19 protein-coding genes are annotated in these 26,129 nt (G+C 68.7%); 13 read left to right on the top strand and 6 right to left on the bottom strand.

Annotation, left to right across the window (positions count from 1 at the left end; all coding sequences use genetic code 11):
- The 6 genes from ACIBHX_RS47435 (at position 1) to ACIBHX_RS47410 (ending at position 14,794) form a co-directional block, all read left to right on the top strand.
- Positions 1–3,756 (top strand): helix-turn-helix domain-containing protein, encoded by a 3,756-nt coding sequence (locus ACIBHX_RS47435; protein ID WP_397075002.1) that lies wholly within the window; start codon positions 1–3, stop codon positions 3,754–3,756.
- 12 nt (positions 3,757–3,768) lie between these two features.
- Positions 3,769–3,975 carry a hypothetical protein gene (locus tag ACIBHX_RS47430; RefSeq protein ID WP_397075001.1) on the top strand — a complete coding sequence of 69 codons (207 nt, stop codon included), beginning with the start codon at positions 3,769–3,771 and terminating at the stop codon, positions 3,973–3,975.
- Between the two features lie 544 nt (positions 3,976–4,519).
- A complete protein-coding gene (locus tag ACIBHX_RS47425) occupies positions 4,520–10,546 on the top strand; it encodes a putative Ig domain-containing protein (RefSeq protein WP_397074999.1) in 6,027 nt (2,008 codons plus the stop codon).
- Between the two features lie 410 nt (positions 10,547–10,956).
- Positions 10,957–12,180: an MFS transporter gene (locus ACIBHX_RS47420; RefSeq protein ID WP_397074998.1), complete on the top strand. Its 1,224-nt coding sequence runs from the start codon at positions 10,957–10,959 to the stop codon at positions 12,178–12,180.
- Between the two features lie 86 nt (positions 12,181–12,266).
- A complete protein-coding gene (locus tag ACIBHX_RS47415; RefSeq protein ID WP_397074996.1) occupies positions 12,267–13,529 on the top strand; it encodes an ArgE/DapE family deacylase in 1,263 nt (420 codons plus the stop codon).
- A complete protein-coding gene (locus ACIBHX_RS47410) occupies positions 13,526–14,794 on the top strand; it encodes a M20/M25/M40 family metallo-hydrolase (protein ID WP_397074994.1) in 1,269 nt (422 codons plus the stop codon). The genes ACIBHX_RS47415 and ACIBHX_RS47410 overlap by 4 nt, the downstream gene beginning before the upstream one ends.
- A 6-nt stretch (positions 14,795–14,800) precedes the next feature.
- Here ACIBHX_RS47410 and ACIBHX_RS47405 read toward each other — a convergent pair whose 3' ends face one another.
- Together ACIBHX_RS47405 and ACIBHX_RS47400 are read right to left on the bottom strand one after the other, a co-directional pair.
- Complete coding sequence (locus ACIBHX_RS47405) at positions 14,801–15,625, bottom strand: dimethylarginine dimethylaminohydrolase family protein (protein ID WP_397075040.1); 825 nt, start codon at positions 15,623–15,625, stop codon at positions 14,801–14,803.
- Positions 15,626–15,683: 58 nt separating this feature from the next.
- A complete protein-coding gene (locus ACIBHX_RS47400) occupies positions 15,684–16,322 on the bottom strand; it encodes a TetR/AcrR family transcriptional regulator (protein WP_397074992.1) in 639 nt (212 codons plus the stop codon).
- A 111-nt stretch (positions 16,323–16,433) separates the two neighbouring features.
- Here ACIBHX_RS47400 and ACIBHX_RS47395 point away from each other — a divergent pair, with 111 nt between their 5' ends.
- The 4 genes from ACIBHX_RS47395 to ACIBHX_RS47380 all read left to right on the top strand — a co-directional run bounded on the left by ACIBHX_RS47395 (position 16,434) and on the right by ACIBHX_RS47380 (position 19,582).
- Positions 16,434–17,345, top strand: coding sequence for an ABC transporter substrate-binding protein (locus tag ACIBHX_RS47395; RefSeq protein WP_397074991.1), 912 nt, complete (start codon positions 16,434–16,436; stop codon positions 17,343–17,345).
- A gap of 2 nt (positions 17,346–17,347) precedes the next feature.
- Positions 17,348–18,214 (top strand): amino acid ABC transporter permease, encoded by an 867-nt coding sequence (locus ACIBHX_RS47390; protein WP_397074989.1) that lies wholly within the window; start codon positions 17,348–17,350, stop codon positions 18,212–18,214.
- A complete protein-coding gene (locus ACIBHX_RS47385; protein WP_397074987.1) occupies positions 18,211–18,975 on the top strand; it encodes an amino acid ABC transporter ATP-binding protein in 765 nt (254 codons plus the stop codon). Before ACIBHX_RS47390 ends, ACIBHX_RS47385 begins: the two co-directional genes overlap by 4 nt.
- Before the next feature lie 139 nt (positions 18,976–19,114).
- The gene (locus ACIBHX_RS47380) at positions 19,115–19,582 is read left to right on the top strand and encodes a DUF3995 domain-containing protein (RefSeq protein ID WP_397074986.1); all 468 of its coding nucleotides are present in this window, start codon (positions 19,115–19,117) and stop codon (positions 19,580–19,582) included.
- 135 nt (positions 19,583–19,717) lie between these two features.
- Here the strand turns inward: ACIBHX_RS47380 and ACIBHX_RS47375 are convergent, their stop codons facing one another.
- Positions 19,718–20,167: a MarR family winged helix-turn-helix transcriptional regulator gene (locus ACIBHX_RS47375; RefSeq protein ID WP_397074984.1), complete on the bottom strand. Its 450-nt coding sequence runs from the start codon at positions 20,165–20,167 to the stop codon at positions 19,718–19,720.
- Between the two features lie 154 nt (positions 20,168–20,321).
- Here ACIBHX_RS47375 and ACIBHX_RS47370 point away from each other — a divergent pair, with 154 nt between their 5' ends.
- Positions 20,322–21,167: an NAD(P)H-binding protein gene (locus tag ACIBHX_RS47370; protein ID WP_397074982.1), complete on the top strand. Its 846-nt coding sequence runs from the start codon at positions 20,322–20,324 to the stop codon at positions 21,165–21,167.
- Positions 21,168–21,582: 415 nt separating this feature from the next.
- Positions 21,583–23,208, top strand: coding sequence for an ABC-F family ATP-binding cassette domain-containing protein (locus tag ACIBHX_RS47365; RefSeq protein ID WP_397074981.1), 1,626 nt, complete (start codon positions 21,583–21,585; stop codon positions 23,206–23,208).
- 202 nt (positions 23,209–23,410) lie between these two features.
- On the opposite strand, the gene ACIBHX_RS47360 is transcribed toward ACIBHX_RS47365, so the two are convergent.
- Positions 23,411–23,614 carry a hypothetical protein gene (locus ACIBHX_RS47360; RefSeq protein WP_397074979.1) on the bottom strand — a complete coding sequence of 68 codons (204 nt, stop codon included), beginning with the start codon at positions 23,612–23,614 and terminating at the stop codon, positions 23,411–23,413.
- Positions 23,615–23,722: 108 nt separating this feature from the next.
- Here ACIBHX_RS47360 and ACIBHX_RS47355 point away from each other — a divergent pair, with 108 nt between their 5' ends.
- On the top strand, positions 23,723–24,637 hold the full coding sequence (locus tag ACIBHX_RS47355) for a cation diffusion facilitator family transporter (protein WP_397074977.1): 915 nt from the start codon (positions 23,723–23,725) through the stop codon (positions 24,635–24,637).
- A gap of 155 nt (positions 24,638–24,792) precedes the next feature.
- Here ACIBHX_RS47355 and ACIBHX_RS47350 read toward each other — a convergent pair whose 3' ends face one another.
- A complete protein-coding gene (locus tag ACIBHX_RS47350; protein ID WP_397074975.1) occupies positions 24,793–25,533 on the bottom strand; it encodes a hypothetical protein in 741 nt (246 codons plus the stop codon).
- Positions 25,530–26,018: a SigE family RNA polymerase sigma factor gene (locus tag ACIBHX_RS47345; RefSeq protein ID WP_397074974.1), complete on the bottom strand. Its 489-nt coding sequence runs from the start codon at positions 26,016–26,018 to the stop codon at positions 25,530–25,532. The genes ACIBHX_RS47350 and ACIBHX_RS47345 overlap by 4 nt, the downstream gene beginning before the upstream one ends.
- Positions 26,019–26,129 lie beyond the last annotated feature (111 nt).

Here is a 26,129-nt window from a genome sequence, read left to right as displayed (position 1 = left end):
GTGGGCCGCCCAGAAAATCCTGTCGATCCCGAAGCTGGTCCTGTTCAGCGCTTCGCGTGGCAGTTGCGTCAACTGCGTGAGCAGGCGGGCACGCCCGGCTATCGCCACCTGGCCAAGCGAGCGCATTACTCGCCGAGCACGCTGGCGGACGCGGCAAAGGGCGAGCGGCTCCCCTCGCTTGAGGTGGCGCTGGCCTACGCCGAGGCGTGCGGCGGTGATCCCGAGGAGTGGCGGGCGCGTTGGACTGCGGCCTCGGCGGCGCCGGCGGATGTCGAGCCCGAAGGCCGGGCCGAGGAACACTGTCCGTACCAGGGGCTGACTGCGTACCAGCCCGAGCACGCGGGATGGTTTTTCGGCCGCTCGCGCTTGGTCGACCGGCTAACGGACAAGGTCGCGCGGCTGCCTCTGGTCGGCGTCTTCGGCGCCTCGGGAAGCGGGAAGTCGTCGCTGCTGCGCGCGGGCCTGCTCGGCGGCCTGTCAGGGAACGACCGCTGGCGGAGCATGCTGATGACGCCGACCGCACATCCCCTGGAGGCGTTGTCCGGCCAGGTGGCGAAGTTGTCCGGCGCGGATGTCACCCAGCTTCACGAGGAGCTGTGGCGGGATCCGGCCACGCTGGACATCGCCATCCGCACCGCGCTGGCCACCGAACCTGACGAGATCCGGGCGCTGCTGGTGGTGGATCAGTTCGAGGAGGTATTCACCCTCTGCATGGACGGGGACGAGCGCGGCCGCTTCATCGACGCACTGCTCGACGTCGCCCGTGGCCCCGGTCGCCGCACCACCGTGGCGCTCGGAGTGCGGGCCGACTTCCTGGCGCACTTCACGCAGCACCCCGGCCTGGTCGACGCGCTGGACGACGAGGCCCAACTGCTCGTCGGGCCGATGTCGGCCGCGGACCTCCGGGAGGTCATCATCCGCCCTGCCATCCTGTCCGGGATCGACGTGGATTCGGATCTGCTCACCACGCTGCTCGCCGACGCCGCGGCGGAGCCGGGCGCGTTGCCTCTCGTCTCGCACGCGCTGCTGGAAACCTGGCGGCACAGGAGCGGGGCCGCTCTCGGCATGTCCGCTTATCACGCGACCGGCGGCGTGCGCGGTGCGATCTCTCACACGGCCGAGCGGGTCTACGGCGAGCTCACTCGGGACCAGCAACAGGCCGCCCGCCTGATCTTCCTGCGGCTCTCCGCGCTCGGCGACGGCACCGACGACACTCGGCGGCCCATCGCGCGGGCCGAACTCGATGGCCTATGCGACGAGGTCGTCATCGTCGAGGTCCTGCACCGTTTGGCCGAGGCGCGCCTGATCGTCCTGGACGACGACAGAGTCGAGGTCGCCCACGAGGCGCTAATTCGGGCCTGGCCGCGACTGCACCGCTGGCTCACCGACGACCGGGCGAACCTTTTCGTCCACCGGCGGCTCACCGAGGCCGCCCAGTCCTGGGAGTCGCTGGACCGCGATCAGGGGGCGCTCTACCGGGGAGCTCAGTTGATGACGGCCCGCACCTGGGCCAAGGATCACCCAGGGGAGCTGAACGAGCTCGAAAGCTCCTTCCTTCACGCGGGCAACGCCTGGGAGGAGGCCGAGCACGATCGCGACAGGCGCCGGGCCCGCCTGTTCCAACGCCTGGTCGCGGGCATGGCCGCGCTGCTACTCGTGGCCATGGTCAGCGGGGCGCTGGCCGTACTGCAGAGTACCGAGGCCAGGCGGCAGGGGCGGGCCGCCTTCGCTGGACGGCTGGCCCTGCAGGCAAGATCGCTGCTCTCGAACGATCCCAGGCTGGCGGGTCTGCTCGCGATCGAGGCCTACCGCCTCTCCCCCGGTGAGGAGACGCTTGGGGCTCTCCTCAGCGTCGCCACTGCCCGCCCTCGGGTGGACCTCAACGTCGGCGGTCCTACCGCGTACGACATCGCGTTCAGTCCCGACCACTCGCTGCTGGCCTCCGCGCACAGCAGAGGCAGGATCGCCCTGTGGGACCCGGTGCTCGGCACGCGGATCGCCACCCTGGAGGGCGACGCAGGCCTCGCCAGAGCCGTGGCCTTCAGCGCCGACGGAAAGCTGCTCGCCGGCGCGTTCGTCGATTCGAAGTCCGGATCCGGGTCCGTCGTCCTGTGGGACGTGCCCACCCGCAGTCGGGTGACCCGGCTTGCCGAGACCGGCCTCACTCCGGCCATGGCCCTCAGCCCGGACGGCACGAAGGTCGCGGTCGGCGTCGGGAAGGGCGGCATCGCCATACACGACTTATCCACCGGTATCCGCCGGGTCCTGCGCGCGCACACCTCCGCCGTTACCTCCCTGGCCTTCAGTCCCGATGGTGAGGTCCTCGCCTCGGCCGACGAGGTACATAAACCCGTCATCTGGGATGTGGCCACCAGCGAGAAACTCGCCGCAGTGCCCGCGCCGGGGGCTCGCACGCTCGCCTTCGCCCAGGCTGGACGCCGTCTCACGACCTCCGGCGACGCACGCGGCGTCGATCTGTGGAGCCTCGAACGCGACCGGCCGGTCCGGCTATCCACGCCTGACCTGCGCGGCTCCTATGCTTGGGCGACCTCCACCCTGGTGGGCTCGCAAGTCGCGGTGGCGGACGAGAACGGCGAGATCACCGTCTGGGACCTCCACCGTCGCGAGCCTGTCCAGGTCTACCAGGATCGGGGGCGCACCGAGACGACCTCGCTGGCACTCAGCGGGGACGGCACAATCCTCGCCAGCGCCGGGCTCGGGGGCACCATCTCCCTGCGCCGTGTGCCCCCACCGTTCACCGGGCACAGCTCGCCGGTCAACGACATCAAGGTCAGCCCGGACGGGCGGACCATCGCCTCGGCGGGAGCCGACGGAACCGTGCGGCTCTGGGACGCCCAGGGCAGGCCGCAGGCCCTGCTCGCCGGGCACCCGGATGTGGTCCAGGCCGTCGCCTTCAGCCCGGACGGACTCCTGCTGGCCGCCGTGACCCGCAACCACACCATCACCATCTGGGACGTCCGGCGCCGGAAGCACGCAACCGCGCTCCTCACCTACAGGGGGCAGGGCGCCTCCACCGATGTGGCCTTTGACCCCAGCGGCCGTTTCCTTGCTGCGGCGGGGCTGGGCACATTCCTCTGGGACCTCGACGACCTCGCCGCGCCCGTCGCGCTCAAAGTCGAGCAACCGGGCCTCATCGCCACCTCGCAAGTCTTCAGCCAGGATGGGCGCCACGTCATATCGATCAGCCCAGCCGGCTTCCTCATCACGACGGAGGTCGCCACCGGCAAGCGGCTGGACGGCACGGCCACCGGCCAGGGCGGGGTCCAGGACGTCGCCCTCAGCCCCGACGGCAAGCTGATCGCCACTGCGGGCGACAGCCGTACGATCAAGCTCTGGGACGCCGTGACGCACACAGAGATCGCCACGCTGAGCGGGCATACCTCTGCCGTCCAGGCCCTCGCCTTCAGCGGGGACAGCAGGCTCATCGCCTCCGCTGGCGATGACCACACCGTCATGGTCTGGGACGTCAGGGCCCGACGCCGCGTCGCAACCCTCACCGGGCACACCTCCCGCGTCCGCGGGCTCGCCTTCACCGCGGACGGCGCGCTCGTCTCCGGTGGCGCTGACAGCCGGATCATCCGCTGGACCCTCGACCCCAGCGCCGCAGAGGCGCACACCTGTCAGACCGTCGGTCGCGACCTCACCCGACAGGAGTGGTCCACCTACCTCCCGTCCCTCCCCTATCGGTCGACGTGTGATCTCGCGGCCAACTCGCAGATGGATCGAGACTCGTGACGAAGATGCGCGATGAACTCCTCCTTCGCCGGCGGGTTCCCCGACGGCGCGACGGTGTACGAGGGTCAGTTACGCGACCTCGACCAGGCGCACCGTGGCGTGCACGAAAAGCCCTGCGGCACAGCCGAGCGCGGTACGTATGCCCGCAGATCGGCCGAACTTCATCGTGCTGCGGACGACCGCAGCGGTATCGAGACCGGGCGTAATCGTGATCAGTAGGCAAAGGCCGATAAATGGCATCAAATGCCGAATCATTATGCGATAGCAAGATGGTGCCCAGCTTTGTCGGGGCGTGACCATGCGTATGCCAGGCCGTATCCCGTACACGCGAGCAACCGCCGAGCAACCGTGCCGCCCCTGTCTCTTGCGCGTGTCACCGTCGATCCCATGCGCGCAAACCACCATGGAGCAACCATCGACAGCGGTTCGCATCTGCCGGACCAGGCTGATGGGCTCTTGATCCCGATGTGATGTGTAGCCGGGTTGACGTGCGGCGAACAGGGAATCGTGCGGGTGCCGTCGCACGACTGTCGCGTTGACCCCGCCACCGGGTCGTTGACAGCTTTTAGCCAGGTCAGGCCCCGTTTACGCCTCGGTGGACCCGTTGTTCTCGGATCTTCGACGCCTTGGCTTGGAGCCCGAATGACTACATATGGTAACCATTTCGCCACATATGGTAACCAGCTCTCGGTGCTGGGCATGTGAACGCTGCAGGCCGTCATCCAAGATCGTCTGCCGCCACACAGCCCTGAAGGAGTCCGCCATGTCCTCGTCGATCTCCGCCCACACTCAGACACCGAAGTCCTTCAAAGTCGGCGTCCAGCTGATGCAGGACGCCGTTCCGGCCGACGCCGTGTCGGTGGGGACGGGCGCCTACAACCAGGAGGCACTGTTCGCGAATCCCTTCAAACAGGCCCGGGAGGAGGCGCTGGTCATCGACCAAGCCGGCAAGCTCACCTACCTGGAGCGGACGGAGGCCTCCGACACGGGCTGGGAGCAGGCGGCGGTGTCCGCCGCGACGGGGATGTTCACCGAAGTCGTCGTCGTGGTGCATCCCACCGGGGACGTGTGGGCATTCGCCGCCCCGGTGGGTGGCGGTGCGGTGCAGTCGTTCGTGCTGGTGGCGACCGGTGCCGGGCCGAACGGGACGGTGGAGTGCGGGTGGGAGGTGCGGCAGGCCACCTCGACGCAGTGGACGGTGACGCCAGGCGTGGCACCGCAGGCGCTGGCGGTGTCGTACTCGCCGGACGCTGGGCCGCTGGTGATGGGAGCGGCGTTGCACAACGGCCTGTACATCAGTTCCCTGTCCGCCTCGCCGAAGGCCTTCGCCACTGCCTACTACCCGTGGGTCCTGTCCGGGCCGTGCTCGATCGCGGCGCAGTCCGGACGCTTGGTCGGCGGCGGGTTCGCGCCGGTGACTCAGTACGCTGACCTGCGCCGCAAGGCGTATGTGTACTACGTTCTGGACGGCAGTGTCCTGCGTCGCCTCTCGACCGCCGAGGGCGCCGGCGTCACGAACGAGACGGTGAGCAGCACGGTCAAGCAGTTCTGCGGCACCTACAATGTGCCGAACCTGCCGCAGGCCACCCCGCAGGGCGACATCGGACACGTCTTCCTCGATGCCAACGACGGCGACCTGGTGACGGGCTACGGCGGCAGCCTCTACCAGCACGTAGCCACGGTGAGCTTCGATACCGCCAAAGCATGGCAGGACGCTGACGGGAAGCTGCACATCTTCGGCCAGGACGCGGCCGGTTCGTTGAGCGTCCTGCACCAGGCAGACTGGCTCTACGGGCATCGGGCAGTCCATCCGGTGTGGACTCAGGCGCTGCCGGAGCGGCCCCTGGGCCCCGGGATCGACAACTGGGACTGCCTGAACCCCGCCGATCAGCTGTTCGCGTTCGACTACGAGGGCACCGGCAAAGCCGATCACCTCGTGGCGTACCGTCCAGTGGACGGCCAGGCCAAGATGTGGGTGATGAAGAGGACCGTCGACGGTTTCAAGGAAGTCTTCGCCTCCGACTCACAGAACTTCCCCTACCAACTGGGCACCGGCGATCTGATCTGCCCCTTCGACTACCGGCACGCCGGCAAGCTCGACCACGTCGTCGTTTACCGGCCAGGGACGGGCAGGGTCTCGGTTCTGAAGGCGAACGCCGCCCAGGCGAGATTCGAACCCGTCTACTCGAGCACGAACGGCATCGGCAACGCCGATCTGAAGAGCACCGCCGACCGGATCGTCGCGGTCGACTACTACAGCTCGGGCCGACTCGACAACCTGGCGATCTACCGACCCGGTGGCCGCACCGTGTGGATCGTGCAGAAGGGCACCGGTGACTTCTTCGAAACCGTGTACCAGAGCCGCACGGCCGGCGCCGGCGACGGCATCGGCGGCTACGACATGGCCGACGCCCGCGATCAGCTCATCGCGTTCGACTTCGACGGCAGCGGCAAGCGCAACCACCTGATCGCCTACCGGCCCGGGGTCGGGAGCCTCTTCCTGCTGCAGCGCAAACCGAACAGCAGTGACTACCAGCCCCTCCTGACGTCCGCCACCGGGATCGGCGGCTTCACCCTGGCCGACGCGGGCGACCGGCTGACTCCGTTCAACTACGGTGACACCGCCGTCCCCATGAACAAGCCAGACCATCTGGTCGGCTACAGGGACAACGCCGTCCGGATCCTCAGCAAGCAGCCGCCCGTCCCGAACCAGCCGCCGGCGTACGCCTCCGTCTACACCTCGCAAACCATCGGCGGCTTCGGCGGCTTCTCGGGCCGCCGCGTCATGTCCTTCGACGGCACCTCCAGCGGCCGGGCCGACCACCTGATCGTCTACGCCCCCGGGCCGAGGGTGGCCCGCGGCCTGGTCACCATCGTGAAGTCGGCCGGCGACCTGTTCCCGCCGGTGTACCGGTCCCCGAGCATTCTGTCCCCGGTCGTCGTCGGTGTGCACGCAGGCGTCGCGGAGTACCAGCTGGATCCCTACCCGGACTACAAGCCATCGCAGCTGATCAAGGTCAGCGGAGCGTCAGCCGCCGAGGCGTACTGCCTGTGCACCCAGGACGTCACCACCTCCCAGTGGGCCGTCGACAAGGTGCGCCGCGCCCCCGCGAAGACGTCGCAGGATCCGATCGTCGTCTCCCGTTACGTGGCCGACGCGACGCTGCTCGACGCCGCGGGCGCGCCGATCCCCGGCCACACCGTCACCATCACCGCCGACTCGCTGGCCGAGGTCCACGTCGGCACGGTGTCCTACCAGGTCGGCCCGGGGCGCCCGATCGCGGTCGTCACCGGCGGGGCGGGCAGGCTGTCGGTGTCCGTCGACGCCCGCGGTCTCAGCTCCCCGATCCTGACCCTCACCACCGACGGCCTTTCCGCGGGTTACGCGATCGACTTCGCCACCGCTGTCAACGGCTACCTCGCCGGCACCGGCTCGCTGCCTTCCCAGAAGGGCACCTTCGACGCCGAGGCACTGCGAACGGCGCAGGCCGCGGGGGACGACGGCCACACCCAGCCGCTGGTCCCGAGCAACAGGTGGTCGCACGACCTGCAGCCCGAGACGGTCGTCAAGCACTGCTCGACCATGTACTCCATGGCCGCGGGCACCACCACGGATACCGGCTTCACGGCGCGCTTCCCCGGTTCCGAGCACGCCCAGCCCGTCGTCGGCTACGTCTTCCAGAACTGGGACCCGGACCGGCCTCGTTTCCAGGCCTTCCGCACCGAGGACGAGATCGCGGCGTACCACGACCACCGCACCGGCCATCCCGCCTACGGCGGCTTCTGGGACGACTTCGCCCAGTGGGCCACCGACGTCTGGGAGGGCATCAAGACCGGCGCCGCCCGGGTCGCCGAGGTCGTCGTCGACGTGAAGAATTCCGTCGTCAAGATCACGATCTGGATGGGGGACATGATCGTCTCCCTCGGAGAGATCATCATCAACTCGATCGGGCAGGCCGCGAAAGCCGTGGAAGCCGTCTTCCAGATGATCGCCGACGCCGCCACGCGCGTCATCGACTGGCTCAAGTCCCTGTTCGCCTTCAAGGACATCTGGGAGACCAAGAAGGCACTCAAGTCCGGGCTCCTCACCACGCTGGGCTACGCGTCGACCACCGTCACACACTTCAGCGACCTCTCCGACGGCTGGTTCAAGGAGCAGGAGCAAAAAGTCCGTACGGCTTTCGCCGAAGCCAAGGCCTACTTCGCCGACAGCCGGATCGGCGACGCCCAGAACAAGGTCCCACCGGCCCGGGACGCCTCCGGCAAGGTCGTCGAAGCCGACCAGGCGAAGGGCAACCCGCAGGGCAACTGGCTGATGAACCAGGTGCACGGACAGGAGATCCGGCATCCGGGCTCCTTCACGGTCAACCACACCGCCGCGATATCCGCGATGGGCGACGCCTGGAACGAGTTCCTCACGCACTGGGAGCTGTCCGGAGTCGGCGACGCGCTGGGCCGCGCGGTGGAGGACATCAATGAACTTCTGGAAGGGCTCTTCTCGGATCAGAGCGATCCCGGTCGAACACCCGTGGTCCTGCTGCTCGACGCCGTCGAGAATCTCGTCATCGCGTTGCTCGAAGCCGTCAGCCTGGTCGTCCACGCGTTCCTGACCCTCGCCGTCACGGTCTACAAGACGATCGAGGATGCGCTGTTCGCCCCGCTCGACTTCGGGTTCCTCAACACCATCTACACATGGGTGCAGAAGCGCGCGGGCGTCCCGGACGACAAGATCGAGCCCCTGACCATCGGCGACCTCTTCCTGCTCATCGGCGCGTTCGTCGGCACCGTGTTCTACAAGCTCGTGAACGGCGTCGACCAGGCGCCCTTCCCTGGCGGCGTGTTCCCCCACCTCGCCCCGCCGGTCTGGCACCCCGGCAACTCGGCCGTCGTGCCCCAGGACCCGCCGAGTGACTCCGCGGCCCTCATGGTGGTCCAGGAGATGGGGAACTTCCTGTCCGGCGTCCTCTGCACGTTGTTCGGCGCCTGGACGGACAGCCACTGGCAGTCGTCGGTCGTCCCGCCGCCGGTGGAGGTGCCGGAGAGCAAGGTGGCCTCCTACGGGAACGCCTGCTCGACCATCCTCGGGTACGTACTCGTGGGCTACCCAGGCGTGTACGGCGCCACCGACGCCGTCGACTTCATGCCGTGGGTGGTCTGGTTGGTCTTCAGCGCGCCGTGTGTCGCGACGATCGTCGCCGCTGGCCGTTCCTTCAAGAACACGGAGGCCTTCAACGTCGGGCCGTTCGCGACTACCGGATTCGGCACCATCCTGCTGGCCATGTACATCATGGGGAACCTGCGTACCACCGACACCTCACCCGCGACGTGGGTCTCGAGCACCCTGACACCCGTCCCGCTCATGACCCAGGCGATCCGCTGGTGGAGCCGACGGATGACGGGCCCGGGGTTCGCCCTCAACGCCGGCGTGACCGGGGCCAACGCCCTCACCAACCTCGTCAGCTTCTGGGCGGCGGCGATCGGGGCCTGGGATGCGAACGCCAACAAGCCCTACATCCCCAGGCTCCAGACACTGCCAGTACCTCAGGTGGGCATGGACTACAACGTGAAGATATCGGTGGAAAAGGGCAACAAAAAGGGCACCCAGTGGATCTCTGGCTGGAAGGTCATCGACGGGAACCTGCCCGAGGGACTCAAGCTCGATGAGGACACCGGCTACATCCAAGGCACCCCGACGCTCGTCGGCACCGGTACGACGACCGTCACAGTCCAATGCCACGACGCCTACGGTCCTCCCTTGTACTCCGATCCGCAGAAGGCGTCCGTGCCGGCGGCGCAAGCGAGCCCCGTCCAAGCGGTGGCCAAGTACTCCGGCGACAACCAGACCTCCCCGACCGGCACGCGCTATCTGACCGCGCTGGCCGTACGGGTCACCGACGGCGCCGGCCAGGCGCTGCCGCAGGCCGTCGTCACGTTCACCGCGCCGAGCACGCTGCCGTCGGCGAAGTTCGCCGACGGCAGCACCACGTGCCGAGCGGTCAGCGACAGCAGAGGCCTGGCGGTGGCCACCGACTTGATCGCCGGCGCCACGGCCGGTTCGTTCAGGGTGGAGGCTCAAGTGCCGGGCGTGAGTACGGCCCATGTCACCTTCGACCTGGCCTGTACCCAGACCGATGTCGCCGGCATCACTCCGGCGCCCGCCAGCACGCCGCAGGCCGCCAACATCGGGACGGCTTTCGCCCACGGGCTGACGGTCACGGTGAAGAACGCAGCCGGCGCCGCCGTCCCGAACGCGTGGGTGGTCTTCACCGCACCGCCCAGTGGCGCCTCGGGCGCCTTCGCGGACGGCACCGCCTCCTGGGCCGGATCCAGCGGCGCCGACGGGACGGTGACCGCGGCCGCGTTCACCGCCAACGACACAGTGGGCGACTACACCGTGACCGCGACCGTCACCGGCGTCCCTGAACTCAGTCCCGCGATCTTCCAGCTCGGCAACAGGAAACTGCAGGCGAAGGCAATCACGCCCAACGGCGGCAGCGCGCCGCAGAACGTGGTGGTGAACACGCGCCTCGCGGACAACCTCAGCGTGACCGTGACCGACGAGCAAGGCGCGCCGTACCCCAACGCGAGTGTGATCTTCACGGCGCCGGGCACCGGCGCGAGCGGCACCTTCCACGGTGGCAAACCCACCTACCAGGCGGTCACCAACGCCGACGGCATCGCTGTCGCCGGCGACTTCACCGCCAACGGGACCAAGGGGCAGTACTCGGTGATGGCCAGCCTGTTCGAGAAGAGCTCGTTGAACACGTCCTTCACCATCGTCAACATCTGAGCCGACGTCATACGGGCCCGCCTGCGCGGAACCGTCATGATCCAGAACGAGACTCCCAGCTCGAGCTGCATGAGCTGGGAGTCTCGCCGTGCGACCGGACCTCGCCGACAAGCCGACGCGCTCGCCCCCCGCAGCCGCGATCTCTGACTAGTTCTGCAGCGCCGCGCGCACGGCCCGCTGGATCTGTTGCGGCAGCCGAAGGGTCTCGTCCATCGAGGTCGAGCCTAGAGAGATCCGAGACTGTCCGGCGGCCTGGGTCCGTTGGGTGCCTCGTGTCTCACGCTGGCGGTCGTCTATCCCGGTTGTGCTACCCAGCACAAAGCTGGCGCCCGTTGTCGCGCCCCGCATGCGCGCACGGGACGCGAAAATATGTTGCCGTAGATCTCCTCAAAACGTATGGTTTTGCGCTCGTGATTACAGTGGTGGAGAAGGTCCTGCCTGCCCGGCTGGGGACAGGATTCCGGTGGTTGCTGGCCTCGAGCTGGCTGACGAATCTCGGTGACGGGGTCGCGGCCGCGGCAGGGCCGTTGCTGATCGCGACGTTGACCCGCGATCCGCTGATGATCTCGCTGTCGGCCCTGGTGGGCTGGGCGCCACCGTTGCTGTTCGGCCTGTATGCGGGCGTGCTGTCGGATCGGCACGACCGGCGCAGGATCGTGCTCGTCGCGAACATGGTCCGGGCCGTGGTGCTGGCAGCGCTCGCCGCGCTCATGGTGACCGGCACGGTGACCGTGGTGACGGCGCTGGTAGCGCTCACGCTCCGGTCCATCGCCGAGGTGTTCGCCGACAACGCGACGTCCACGCTGACGCCCATGATGGTCACCAAGGACGATCTCGTCATCGCCAACGCCCGCCTGGGCACGGGGTTCATCACGCTCAATCAGCTCGCCGGGCCGCCGATCGGCGCGGCGCTGTTCGGCCTGGGCTTCACCTGGCCGTTCGTTGGCCAGCTGCTCCTGGTGGTGGCGGGGATCGTCCTGGTCTCCCGGATCAAGTTGCCGCCACACGGCCGGCAGGCCGATCCCAAGCCCGACACCGTACGGGAACTCATCGCCGGATTCAGCTGGACCATCCGGCACGCGGCGGTCCGCACGCTGGCGCTCACGATCCTGATCTTCAACTTCACGTTCGGCGCGGCCTGGTCGGTTCTCGTGCTCTACACCCAGGAGCAGCTCGGCCTCGGGGCCATGGGCTTCGGCCTGATGACCACCATCGGTGGGATCGGCGGCCTGATCGGCACCGGCCTGTACGGGGCCATCACCCGCAGGGTGAGCCTCGGCGCCCTGATGCGGATCGGGCTCATCATCGAAACGTTCACCCACCTGGGCCTGGCCCTGACCCATTCGCCATGGGTCGCCGGGGGTATCTTCCTGGTCTTCGGCGCACACGCGTTCATCTGGGGTACGACCTCGGTCACCGTACGCCAGCGCGCGGTCCCGGCCGAACTCCAGGGCCGGGTGGGCAGCGTCAACACCATCTGCGTCTACGCCGGCCTGGTGGTCGGCTCGCTGATCGGCGGAGTCCTGGCCACCCGCTTCAGTGTCGCGGCGCCGTTCTGGTTCGCCTTCGCGGGTTCCGCGGTGTTCGTGGTGCTGCTGTGGCGGCAGCTCATGCACATCGCCCACGACGACTGAGGCGCTCGGCGGGTAGTTCCTCGTTCCGGGAGTGCGTCCGCAGAAGGTCAGCGGTAGTGTGCGAAATTGGCCTACAGTATCTGCTTATGGTAACTGCGGTTGAGGCTCGGGCGCTGGCGGCTGTCGACGACGCACGGACCGTACGCCTCCTCGACGAACTGGTACGTGTCCCCAGCGTCACAGGCACCGACGCCGAGTCCGATCTCCAGCACCGATGCGCCGCATTGCTCACGGAAGCGGACATGGACGTCGACACCTGGCGGCTCGACCTCGACGAGCTCCGCGCCGACCCTCGCTTCCCCGGCACCGAGGCGCCACGGGCGGAGGGCTACGGCGTCGTCGGCACCACGGGCGACGGGGTGCCGGCTCTGGTCCTGCAAGGGCACGTCGACGTCGTCCCCACCGGTGACCTGGCCAAATGGGAGGGCGGCGATCCGTTCGACGCGAGGATCGTGGGCGACGTGATGCACGGGCGCGGCACCTGCGACATGAAGGCCGGGGTCGCCGCCAATCTCGCGGTGGTCCACGCCCTGCGTGCCGCGCACATCAGGCTGGCCAGGCCGCTCGCCGTACACACCGTGGTGTCAGAGGAGGACGGCGGGCTCGGCGCGTTCGCCACCATGCTCCGCGGGCACACCGGCGAGGCCGCGGTGATCACCGAGCCCACCAGCGGCACGGTCATCACCGCGAACGCGGGCGCGCTCACCTTCCGCCTGGAAGTGGCAGGCCGAGCGGCGCACGGCAGCACCGCGTACGAAGGGGTCAACGCGATCGAGGTGTTCTGGCCCGTTTACCAGGCCCTTCGCGAGCTGGAAGAGCGCAGGAACCGTGATCGCGACCCGCTGTTCGACGACTATCCGGTGCCATATCCCATCTCGGTGGGCAGGCTGCGGGCCGGTGACTGGGCCAGCAGCGTCCCCGATCTCCTCGTCGCCGAGGGACGGATGGGCGTACAGCTCGGCGAGGACCCGGACGTGGCACGCGCGGCGCTGGAGGAAGCGATCGCTCAGGTCGACGACCCCTGGCTCCGCGATCACCCGGTCCGCGTGACCTGGCCGGGAGGGCAGTTCGCCAGCGGCAGCCTGCCAGCAGGCCACGCGCTGATCGGCGAGATCAGCGCCGCGGTGGCCGAGATCACCGGCCGTGGAACTCCCCGGCGCACGGCCGCGCCGTACGGGAGTGATCTGCGGCTCTACTCCGGCATCGGCGGCATACCTACCCTGCACTACGGTCCTGGCGATGTGCGGTTCGCGCACGCGCCGCGCGAGCAGGTCTCGCTGGCCGAGCTCCGCGAGGTCACCCGCGCCCTCGTCCTCCTCACGGTACGGCGCTGCGGTGTGATCACGTGAACGTCGTCGAACTGTGCCGCGACCTGATCAGGATCGACACCGCGAACACCGGCGGCGAGGACGGCGCCAACGAGCGGCCGGCCGCGGAGTACGTCGCCGAGCGCCTCACCGATCTGGGCCACACGCCCGAGCTGATCGAATCGGCGCCCGGTAGGGCCAACGTCGTCGCCAGGATCCGGGGACGAGACGGGGCACGGCCCCCGCTGCTGGTGCACGCCCACCTCGACACCGTTCCCGCAGACCCAGCCGGATGGTCGGTCCATCCGCTGTCCGGTGAGGTGGCGGACGGATTCCTGTGGGGCAGAGGCGCCGTGGACATGAAGCACATGGCGGCGATGACGCTGGCCGCTCTCGACGGCCTGGCGCCGGAGCGCGACCTGGTTCTGGCCTTCGTCGCCGACGAGGAGACGAACGGCTCGTACGGTGCCGGCCACCTGGTCACCCGGCGGCCGGACCTGTTCGAAGGCTGCGTGGAGGCGCTCGGCGAGGTCGGCGGGTTCGGCCAGGCCGTCCCCGGCGGCAGCCGCGTCTATCCGGTGCAGACCGGGCAGAAGGGCGTCGTCTGGCTCCGGCTGACCGCCTCGGGGCGCGGCGGCCATGGTTCCCTGCTGCACGACGACAACGCCGTCGTACGGCTCGCCACTGCACTCGCCGCCGTGCAGTCCATACCTCTGCCGGTGTCGGTGACGCCGGTGGTCGCCGAGTTCACGAAGACGGTCGCGGGCCTCGCCGGAGTGGACGCCGGAGTGGACGAAGTGCTCGGCGCGCTCGGTCCGCTCGCGCGCATGATCGAACCCGGCCTACGGCACACGATCAACCCGACCATGCTCACCGGCGCCGACAAGGAGAACACCGTCCCGCCGACGGCCACCGCCGTACTCGACTGCCGAAGCCTGCCCGGCCGGGCGGACGAGGTGATCGGCCTGGTCAGGGACGCGGTGTCCGGGCTGCCCTGGATCACGGTCGACGTGCTCGACCGTGACGACGGGATCGCCGGGGTGCCCGGCGGGCCGCTGCTCACCGCCATCCAGGAGGCGCTGGCCGCGCATGACCCGTCCGGAGTCGCGGTGCCGTATCTCAATCCGGCCGCCACCGACGCCTACTGGTTCGACCGGCTCGGCATCCGCTCCTACGGGTTCACCCCGCTGCTCGCGCCGGACGGGTTCGACCTGCCCGCGATGTTCCACGGGATCGACGAGCGGGTCCCGACCTCCGGCCTGGAGTTCGGCACCCGGGTCCTGGCCACCCTCCTGGGATCGGCGTGACGCTGGTCAGTCCCTGGCCAGCGGCCTGGTGAGGCAAGTGGGGCCGCCGTCGCCGAGCGCGATTTCCGAGGCGTCCACGACGACGACCTCGACGCCCTCGGCGCGCAGGGCCTTGACCGTACGCGGGGCACCGTCGAACATGATGACCTTGCCCGGGGCGACGGCCAGGATGTTGGTGCCCAGCTTGTCGTATTCCTCGGCGTCCACCGGGATCCACCGGATGCCGCGCTCCACGAGCGCCTGCAGCAGCGCCACCGGTGCGATCGGCTCGTAGACCACGGCCAGGTCCTCGCGGACCGGGGAGATCACCGACATCAGGTGGAGCACGTGTGCCGGTCCCTTGTCATGCGGGAGGTCAAAGGAGACCAGGTCAGCGCCCTCCTCGGCGAGGATCGCGCGGAGCTGGTCGTGGGCGGCCTGGTTGGTGCGGTAGCCGCGGCCGGCCGCGAGCGTGGTGCGGTCGAGCCAGAACAGGTCGCCGCCGTCCGCGCGCGCGTCGCCGGTCAGCCTGCCCGCGATGGGGAAGCCGAGTTCGGTGAGCTCACGCTCCATCAGCTCGGACTCGCCGGCCCTGGCGGGCTTGGCCTGCTGGAGAATGACCGCGCCGCGACCGACGACGAAGACAGGGTCATAGGCGAAGCAGGCGTCCACCAGTCCCTCGGCCGCCGGGAGGACGGTGACCTCGGCTCCGAGGTCGCGCAGCGCGGCAGCGAACGCCTCGTGCTGGGCGCGCAGCCGATCGGGGTCGGGGGTGGATCGCCACTCGGCCGCGGCGAAGTCACCGGTGGGTGTAGGGGTTCGTACGGCGACGCGGCGCAGGGGGGCGACCATGGAGTTCACGCCATGCACATTTACCATAAGAGAATATTGTTGGGAGTCTGCGGCCGAGTCAACCCCGCCGTAGTTCGCTCTCGTCGATGCCCAGCTCCGCGGCGACCGTACGGATGAGAGCCGCCTCCATGGTGTGCTCCGACATGCCGTACAAGCCGAGCAGAGCCTGTATGGCCAGGCCGTCCACGGTGGCGAGTATCCGTGGCAGGCAGATCTCGATCGGGTCGCGCGGGCGCAGCCGCTTCGCCTGGACCCCGGCCGCGATCGTCTCGGCGAACAGCGCGTACCAGATGTTCATCACCGAGTGGACGTGTAGTCGCAGGGCGGGGTCGCGGGCGCTGGCCGCGTAGAACTCCAGCCACAGCCCCCACGCCTGGGAGAACGGCGTCTTGCCGGTGACGCAGAAGGTCAGCAGCTCGCGCAGGCGCGCGACCGGGTCGGACGCGTCGGCCACGTAGCTCCGCCACTCGGCCCTCGCCTGCTCGATCGACGACTGGAACGTCTCGACGATCAGCCGCTCGCGGTTGCGGAAGTAGTGCTGGATCAGGCCGATCGACACACCGGCCTCCTCCGCCACGTCGGCGAGCCTGGTGCCCTCGACGCTCTTGCGCGCCACCACGCGGGCGGCGGCGGCGAGGATCTCCGCACGTCGCGCTTCGACCTCGTCCGCGGTCGCCCGCGACCTGGTCCGGCTCATCGAGGTGGTCCTCCTTCTCCGATTTCACCGCGAAGTTACACGAGAGTCTTGACGTCAGATTCTCAATCCCTACAGTAAGCACAACTTGTTGCATACCGGGCAGGAATGTTCATGGGACTTAGACGCGGAGCCCTCGGCGCGGGAATGCTGCTCGCGGCACTCGCCGGGTGTGGAATCCAGACCAACCAGTCGGCCGCCCCCTCTGGCCCGGCTGCTGACTCAGCCTCCGCCACGGCGGCCGACCCGCAGGTAGCCAAGCTCGTTCCCGCTGAGCTCAAGGCCAAGGGCAAGGTGGTCATCGCGACCGACCCCACCTACGCGCCCATGATCTTCAAGGACGACGCGGGAGCCATCGTGGGCCTCGACGCCGAGATCGCCCAGGCCGTGGTCGGCAAGATGGGGCTCAAGGTCGAATGGGTCAACGTGCCCTTCGACGGGATCATCGCCGGCGTGAAGGCCAAGAAGTTCGACGTCTCCTGGGCCGCCTTCTCGGTCACGAAGGAACGGATGAAGGAGGTCGACTTCGTCAGCTACCTGAAGGCGGGCACCCAGATCCTCGTCAAGGCCGACAACCCCAAGGGCATCAAGAGCGAGCAGGACCTGTGCGGGAAGACCGTCTCCGCGCAGAAGGGCACCACCCAGGCGATCCAGATCCTGCCCGACCTCAGTAAGCAGTGCGCCGCGAAGGGCCAGGCGGCCATCAAGCAGCTCATCCTGCCGCAGCAGGACAACGTGAACCAGGCGGTCGCGGTCGGCCGTGCCGACGCGGAACTCGCCGACGGCGCACTCGTCGCCTACCAGGCCAAGCAGCTCCCCGACCAGTTCGCCACCATGGATGCGCTGATCGATCCGGTGCTCGTGGGCGCGGCGGTGCCGAGGGACGCCGGCACGTTGCGCGACGCGGTCAAGGCAGGACTCGACGCGATCGTCGCCGACGGTTCGTACGGCAAGATCCTCGCCAAGTGGAACCTCACGCCGAGCGCTGTGGACAAACCGCAGATCAACCCGGAGGACGCCGGTTGATCATGGACCGGCTACCCATCGACAGTGCCTCTGCACCTGTACGGCGCAGGCAGCACCCCGCACAGTGGGCCATGATCGCGGTCCTGGTCGTACTGCTGGCCATGCTGGTCAACGCGTTGTTCACCAATCCGAACTTCGCGTGGGACACGGTCGCCGAGTATCTCTTCGCGCCCCGCGTCCTGGCCGGCATCTGGACCACGGTGCAGCTCACGTTCACCTCGATGCTGCTCGGCTTGGTGCTCGGTACCGTGCTCGCCGTACTGCGTCTGTCATCGAACCGCGTGCTCTCCGGCGTCGCGTGGCTCTTCGTGTGGTTCTTCCGCGGCACCCCGCTCCTGGTCCAGCTCCTGTTCTGGGGATTCGCCGCGGCGCTGTTCCCCACGCTCGGGCTGGGCATACCGTTCGGGCCGGAGTTCGTCACGTGGGACACCAACGCGCTGATCCCGTTCTCCGTCGCGGCCATACTCGGACTCGGGCTCAATTCCGCGGCATATCTCGCCGAGATCGTCCGCGCCGGAATCATCAGCGTCCCGCACGGCCAGTCCGACGCCGCCGCCGCGCTCGGGTTCGGCCGCCTACGCACCCTCCGCCATGTCGTGCTGCCGCAGGCCATGCGCGTGATCATCCCTCCGCTGGGCAACGAGACGATCAGCATGTTGAAGGTGACCTCGCTGGTGCTGGTCATCGGCGTGCAAGACCTGCTGGGCGCGGTCACAGAGATCTACGCGAAGAACTTCAAGCAGATCCCGCTGCTGATAGTCGCCTGTGTCTGGTATCTCGTCATGACGTCCGCGCTGAGTGTCGGCCAGTACTACATCGAGCGGAAGTACGGGCGCGGCTTCAACGGAAACGGCAGGAGCCGATCATGACCGATCCGATTCTCGTCGCGGCCAACGTGCACAAGCGGTTCGGCCACGTGGAGGTGCTCAAGGGCATCGACATGACCGTCATGCCCGGCGAGGTGCGTTGCCTGATCGGCCCCTCGGGCTCCGGCAAGTCGACCTTCCTGCGCTGCGTCAACCACCTCGAAACCCTCGACCTTGGCTACATCGCCGTCGACGGCCACCCCGTGGGCTACGAAGTACGGCAGGGCCGACTGCACGAGGCCGCACCCCACGTGGTGGCCAGGCGCCGTGCCGAGATCGGCATGGTCTTCCAGCAGTTCAACCTGTTCGGCCACCTGACCGTGCTGGAGAACATCGCACTCGCGCCCATCAAGATCAAGAAAGAGGGCGAACGGGCGGCTCACGACCACGGCAGGGAACTCCTGGACCGGGTGGGCCTCGGCGATCGCGCGAACGCCTTCCCCGGCCAGCTCTCCGGCGGACAGCAGCAGCGCGTGGCGATCGCCAGAGCCCTGGCCATGCGGCCCAAGCTCATGCTCTTCGACGAGCCCACCTCCGCACTCGATCCCGAACTCGTCGGCGAGGTGCTCGACGTGATGACGGACCTGGCCAAGTCGGGAATGACCATGATCGTGGTGACGCACGAGATCGGGTTCGCCCGCAAGGTCGGTGACGTGCTGACGTTCATGGACGACGGCCACGTCATCGAGGAGGGAGATCCCAACGAGATCATCTCTGCTCCCACCCACGAGCGCACCCGATCGTTCCTCTCCAAGGTCCTTTAGACAGCGACCGATCGTTCCAGTGATCGACGTCACAGGGAACCGCTGGCTCGTTCTCGTCCTCTTTCGTGGTGGAGGTACCTCACACGATCAGGAGGCGAGAACCATGCAGGATCGGACACGAGTGCGGGCAGGAATGGCGGTGGCCGCGGCGCTGGCAGCGGACGCCGCGGTGCATGTGTACTGGATGACCGGCAGCACGTGGCCGGCGCAGGACCCCGATTCGCTGTCACTGGCAGTGCTCAACGTCGTGCTTCCGTTCACCCCGCGGATCCTTCTCATGCCGCTGACAGCGGCAGTCGGCGCATCGGCCCTGATGTTGGCGGTGGTCGGCCGACCTGCCTGGCTGGCACGACGGATTCCCGGCCGGGTCAGAAGGCTGGGCGGGCTGCTGGTCGCCACCGGGCTCCTGGTCCGCGGCATCGCGGGCCTCGCCTGGGCGTTCGGGATTGGAGCAAGCCCGTCGACACCGTTCTACTGGCTCAACCTCCTCGCCTACACACCGGCGTGCCTGGCCCTCTTCACCGCAGCGATCATCGCCACCAAGACGACGACCCCAGCCTTCGCGACACCAGCGGGCACCCCACCACTCACCACGCAAGACGCGTGATCGGCCGTTCCAACGAACCATCCCCAAGTCGCGGACCTACTGGCCGCTCCGACGACCCAGAAGGGGCCGGTGCTGGTGCTCAACCACGAGGGCGTCGCGATCGACCATGGCTTTGGCATCTGGAACATCCCGCGGTTAGTGCTCGTCGGTTGCGGTGGTTTTTCCGCTGCCGTGGTGGCGGGCGTTGGCCAGTACCTTGGCCAAGGTCGAGGACAGCTGCTTCAGTTCCTCTCGCGTCAGGCCCTCGGTGATCTGGCGTTCCAGTTCTTGGCGGTCGGCGGTGAGTGGCCCTTGGAGTGCACGGCCCTTGTCGGTGAGGTAGAGGCGGACGAGCCGCTGGTCGTGTTCGTCGCGCTGCCGGGTGAGCAGTCCGGCGGCGGTCATCCTGGTGGCCATCTTGACCACGGTGGGTGTGGTGACGTTCAGCAGCGCGGCCAGTTCGCCGGGTGTGCGGCCTTCTTGTTCCCACAGCGCGGCCAGCACGAGGTTCTGCCCGAGGTGCAGGCCGTGACGGCGGACGGAGTCCTCGGCCAGCACGCGCAGCGCTTTGTGGGTGACGGTCATCAAGTCAACGATCTCGGTCACCCCTCCAGGATAGCTGCCCGGCTAATGAATTGACGGCTAATCATTAGTCGGCTATCGTTCTTCTTGTCGCTAGCCGGCACATGAAATCCACCGAGCGACTGGCCGCGGACGGTATAGCGGTCGTCGTCAACTACGCCTCCAAAGGAAACCCCTCATGATCCTCATCACCGGAGCCACCGGCCACGTGGGCAGCGAACTCGTCCGTCAACTCGACGAGGGCGGCCAGCCGGTCCGCGTGCTCGTCCGCGACCCCGCCCGGGTGGCGCGCCTACCCGCGCACATCGAGCGGGTGGTCGGCGACCTGGCCGACCCGCAGACCCTGGCCGCCGCATTCGCACAGGTCGAGCGAGTGTTCCTGATGGAGGCCGGGCACGGCCAGGAACAAACCGCCAACGCCGTCGCCGCCGCCATGACCGCCGGTGTACGCCACATCGTCAACCTGTCGTCCATCGGTGTGACCCTCGACCCGATGCCGATCATGGGTAAGTGGCACCACGACCGCGAGGAGATCATCCGCTCCTCCGGGATGACGGCCACCTTCCTCCGCCCCGGCAACTTCATGACCAACGCGCTGTGGTGGGTACCGTCCATCCAGGCCGAAGGCGTGGTCCGTGACCCGGTCGGACCCGGCCGGTTCGCGCCCATCGATCCCGCCGACATCGCCGCCGTCGCGGCCGTCGCTCTCACCCAGGACGGGCATGAGAGGCAGTCGTACGTCCTCACCGGCGGAAGTCTGCTCACGGCACGGGAGCAGACGACCATGCTGGCAGGGGTCCTCGGCCGCGACATCGAGTACGTGGAGCAGACGCCCGCGGAAGCCGCTGCGGCGATGGCGGCCCACGGCGCGCCGGCCGGATTCGTGGACGCCGCACGCGATCTCAACGAGTTGCTCCGCGCCGACCGCATCGCCTTCGTCACCGATTCCGTGGAGCGCCTGACCGGACGCGCCCCCGCTTCCTTCGAGGACTGGGCCCGCCGCCACGCCCCGGCCTTCGGCTGAAGCCCACCGCCATGGCCGCCGACGCGCAGCGCGGTGGAGGCGAAGCCGTCTCCACCGCCGCGCTCGACCCTCTCTTGTACGCGCTTCGCGCCGCACGGGGCGCGTCGAGGCGCTCGATGTCTCGTACCGGTGCGACGCCGGGGAGCTGGGAGTCCGGGGACGGTGAGGCGCTCGACCCGCTCGCGGTGGCGCGTGCTGACGACGACGCTGCTATGGTGAGTAGCGCTTTTGTTCGGATGCTAGGAGACCAGAACGTGGCAGGTGACGACGACATCTCCGGGTGATACCGGAGATTGATCGGCCCCGGCAGGCGTGCATGACCGCCGCCGATGTGGCCGTATTCGTCGTTCCCCGAATCTCTGTCCTTTGTCGGGCGGCTTCGGCGCGCCCGCGTTCTCCTTCGAGGTCTTCTCGCATGTCCGATTCGTTCATCGTGTGTTCCCGCCTGTCCTTCTCCTGGTCCGACGACACCTCGGTCTTTCATGACTTGTCCTTCAGCGTGGGCGGCGGCCGTACCGGCCTCGTCGCCCCGAACGGCGCGGGCAAGAGCACGCTGCTCAAGCTGATCGCCGGCGAAAATCGTCCCCGCGGCGGCAGCGTCACGGTCGAGGGCCTGCTGGGCTACCTGCCGCAGAGCCTGCCGCTTACCGGCGATCTGACCGTGGCCGAGGTGCTCGGTATCGCCCCGGTGATCGCCGCGCTTGATGCCATCGAGTCGGGCGACGCCGGCGAGGAGCACTTCACCACGATCGGCAACGACTGGGACATCGAGGAGCGCACCCGCGCCCAGCTTGACCGGCTCGGGCTCGGCGACCTCGCCTTCGACCGCGCGCTGCATACGCTGAGCGGCGGCCAGGTCGTCTCGCTCGGCCTGGCCGCGCAACTCCTCAAGCGGCCCGACGTCCTGCTGCTCGACGAGCCGACGAACAACCTCGACCTCGCCGCCCGCCGCAGGCTCTACGACGTGCTCGGCGACTGGAACGGCTGCCTGCTCCTGGTCAGCCACGACCGGGCCCTGCTCGACCGCATGGACCGCATCGCCGAGCTGGACCGAGGCGAGGTCCGCTTCTACGGCGGCGACTTCACCGCGTACGAGGAAGCGGTGCGTACCGAGCAGGAGGCCGCCGAGCGCACCGTACGCAGCGCCGAGCAAGAGCTCAAGCGCGAAAAGCGGGAGATGCAGCAGGCCCGCGAGCGCGCCGAGCGCCGGGCGAGCAACGCCGCCCGCAACCTCAAGAACGCCGGACTGCCGCGCATCTTCGCCGGGAACATGAAGCGCGGCGCCCAGGAGTCAGCCGGGCGGGCCGGCCAGACGCACGCCTCCCGTGTCAGCGACGCCCAGACCCGGCTCGACGAGGCCGGACGGGCGCTGCGCGACGACCAGAAGATCGCGCTGGAGCTGCCCGGGACCAACGTCCCCGCGGGCCGCACGGTCTTCCACGGCGAACACCTGCAGGCTCGCGGCCTGTTCGCCGGACAGGGCATCGACCTGACCGTTCGGGGGCCCGAGCGCATCGCGCTGACCGGCCCCAACGGCGCCGGCAAGTCCACCCTGCTCCGCCTGATCAGCGGCGAGCTGGAGCCCGACGGGGGCACGGCCAGGCGGGCCGAGGGCCGGGTCGCCTACCTGTCGCAGCGGCTCGACCTGCTCGACGTCGAACGCACCGTGGCCGAGAACCTGGCCGCGTTCGCGCCCGGCATGCTGGAAGCGGAGCGGATGAACCTGCTGGCCCGCTTCCTGTTCCGCGGCGCGCGTGCGCATCTACCGGTGGGCGTGTTGTCGGGCGGCGAACGGCTGCGCGCCACGCTGGCCTGCGTGCTCTGCGCCGAACCGGCGCCCCAGCTCCTGCTGCTCGACGAGCCCACCAATAACCTGGACCTGGTCAGCGTGGGGCAGCTGGAGAGCGCGCTCAGCGCGTACGAGGGGGCGTTCGTGGTGGTCAGCCACGACGAGCGGTTCCTCGCGGAGATCAAGGTGGAGCGCTGGCTGGAGCTGTCCGGCGGGCGCCTGCTGGAAACCGGGGCCCCCAGCGGTGAGTGACGCGCTGGGAGCAGCGCCATGCGGAGGAGCAGGAGGAGAGGAGTGGAGAGCCGTGGAATCGCGCGTCCCAACCATCGTCGGCCGCGATAGGGAGCAGGAGCGGCTGTCCGCGTTCTTGGCGGCCGCCGCAGGACAGGCCCTCATTCTCCGGGGCGAGACCGGGGTCGGCAAGAGCGCCCTAGCCGCTGCTGCTGTTGCTCGACTACTCGGCCTCCTTGAACGTGCTCTCGTCGAACTCGGGAGCGTCCTTGATCTCCTGCTTGGTGCGGGAGACGTGGACGTCGCGCTCGTTCGGTTCGATGCTGGTGATCGTCGATGCGGGAAGCATGACCTTCTTCCCGAAGATCCACGGGCCGGTGTCGACGATGAGGTAGCTCTCGCCGACCTCGTACGTCGCCTCGTCCACGGTTCCGATCTTCCCGTCGGCTGCCTGCACGTGGTACCCCGCCATCGTCTACCCGAGGCGATTCGGCCAAACATGCGTTTCCGTCATACCGCTGGGCAGGGGGTGACCATGTCGGACCACGGATCGAAGCGGGCGACCCTGGCGGCGCTGGCCGCCAACCTGGGCATCGCCGTGACGAAGATGGTGGCGTTCGTCTTCACCGGGTCCTCGGCCATGCTCGCCGAAGGCATCCACTCCGTTGCCGACACCGCCAACCAGCTGCTGCTGATGCTCGGCCGCAAGCGCTCGGGACGGGAGCCCAGCGAGGCCCACCCGTTCGGCTACGGTCGCGAGCGCTACTTCTACGGGTTCCTCGTGTCGGTGGTGCTGTTCTTCGGCGGCGGTCTGTTCGCGTTGTACGAGGGTTACGAGAAGATCGCGCATCCGCGCCCGCTGGAGAGCTGGGCGTGGGCCATCGGCGTGCTGGTGGCCGCGATCGTCATGGAGGGGCTCTCGCTGCGCACCGCCGTACGCAGCTCCAACCGGGTGCGCGAAGGACGGTCGTGGGCACGGTTCATCCGCGAGACCAAGGCGCCGGAGCTGCCGGTCGTGTTGCTGGAGGACACTGCCGCGGTGGCCGGGCTGACGTTCGCGGTGGTGGGCGTGGGGTTGTCGGCCATCACCGGTAACGGAGCCTTCGACGGGGGCGGCTCCGTCGCGATCGGCCTGCTGCTGATCACCGTGGCGGTGATCCTCGCCAAGGAGACCAAGAGCATGATCATCGGCGAGGCCGCGTCACCGGCTGTCCAGAGGGAGATCCGGGACATCCTCGCCAACGAGGCGTCCATCCGCGGCTTCGCTCACCTGCGCACTCTGCACCTGGGGCCAGAGGACCTGCTCGTGGCGGCGCACGTCACGATGCGGACCGCGCAAAGCTCGGGGGAGGCCGCGCGGACGCTGGAGGAGGCGGAGCGGCAGATCCGCGAACGCGTCCCGATCGCCTCCGCGGTCTACCTCCAGCCGGTCCCCCCGACCGGGGACTGAGCCTCGCGGCACAGCAGCCCGGCCGAGCCCAGGTTCTCCCAGCGACGCCTCGAAGGCGTCGTGAGGAGGAACGCCACCACCTGCGCGCGGTCTGCAAGATCGGCACGTAGGCGTTGAGGTGGATCCGAACGTGGCGGCGCCCAGGTGACGTCCCATCAGCTTCCGTCGTAGACCCCCGCGGCCCATGCTCCGGGTCTGACTCCCAGGTCGGCGGCCAATTCCAGGGCGACGTCGTACCTGACCAGTTCCTGAGCCGCGTACCTGCCGTTGCAGGTTCCCTTCTGCTTGTCGACCACGGCGCAGCCGTCCAGTGACGTCTGCCCGATGAGCTCGGTGGGAGGGAAGACCCACACGCGGATGGAGTAGCGCCCGTTCGACCATCCGGAGGGGAGCGACCTTCGGCTGTAGGCGTGCCGGGCCACGCCGCCCTGGCACCGGGTGACCTGCCCCGCCTGGCCGCCGTCGACCGCCGTGACCACCCACGACTGCGGGTTCGCGCAGGTGACGACCACGGTGGCGGCGTGGCTGGTCGGCTTGACCTTGATGTCCGTTCCGGTCGCGGACATGCTGTTGATCACACCCCCGATCCTGGGTAGGCCGTCAAGACTGGCCGGCGGCTCGGGCACGCGCGGCAGTGCCGCAGAGGTCGTGCTCGACGGGGTGGCCACAGCGATGGGCTGGTCCGCCGGTGCGGGCGCGGGGGCCGTCACCGCCCCCGGCAGCGCCCACACCGCGACGGTCGCGGCGGCCCCCGCCAGCACCGCGCCCGCGCCCCACCTGGCAAGCATGCCGCGCCTACCCCTCCGTACGATCTCGGCCACGTCCATGTCCCCTCCGGGTCCGTACGCCGTGCGCTCGGCGAGCAGCTCGCGCAGGTCGTCTTCGGTATGGTTCATTGCTCCACCCCCATCAACTCGATCGTCGGGTGCACCCGCAGCCGCGTCAGCGCCCGCCCGAGCTGGGTCTTCACCGTGCCCAGCGAGCAGCCGAGCACGTCGGCGCACTGCGGCAGCGTCAGGTCCTCGAAGTAGTGCAGGACGATGACCGCCCGCTGCCGGTCCGACAGTCCCCTGATCGCCGCCCAGAGCGCGTCCTTCTCACCGAACTCGCGGGCGAAGTCGCCGCCGGCGGCGGCGTCGGGGAGCCGCTCCGTGGGCACCTCGCCACGCCAGCGCCTGCGCCACCATGAGGCGTGCGTGTTGGTCAAGATGCGGTAGACGTACGGGTCTGGGTCGCCCTTGATGCGCCGCCAGGCCTGCCACGCCCTGGCCAGCGCGGCCTGCACCAGGTCCTCGGCGATGCCCCAGTCACCCGTGAGCAGATAGGCCGTACGGCGCAGCCGCCCCGACCGGGCTGTCACATACTCAGCGAATCCATCCATCACTGATCCTTACTCGCCGAGGGCCTGAACCGGATGACAGCCGCAGCAGGGATTCTCACGCCAGGTTGCGGGCCGGCTCGGCCAACCCGGTGAACCCATCGACCCGCACCG

The sequence above is a fragment of the Nonomuraea sp. NPDC050536 genome, from assembly GCF_044457685.1.
In the GTDB taxonomy this organism is placed as follows: domain Bacteria; phylum Actinomycetota; class Actinomycetes; order Streptosporangiales; family Streptosporangiaceae; genus Nonomuraea.
The sequence above is the reverse complement of the archived record's forward strand: the minus strand, read 5'-3'. Positions and strand labels throughout refer to the sequence as shown.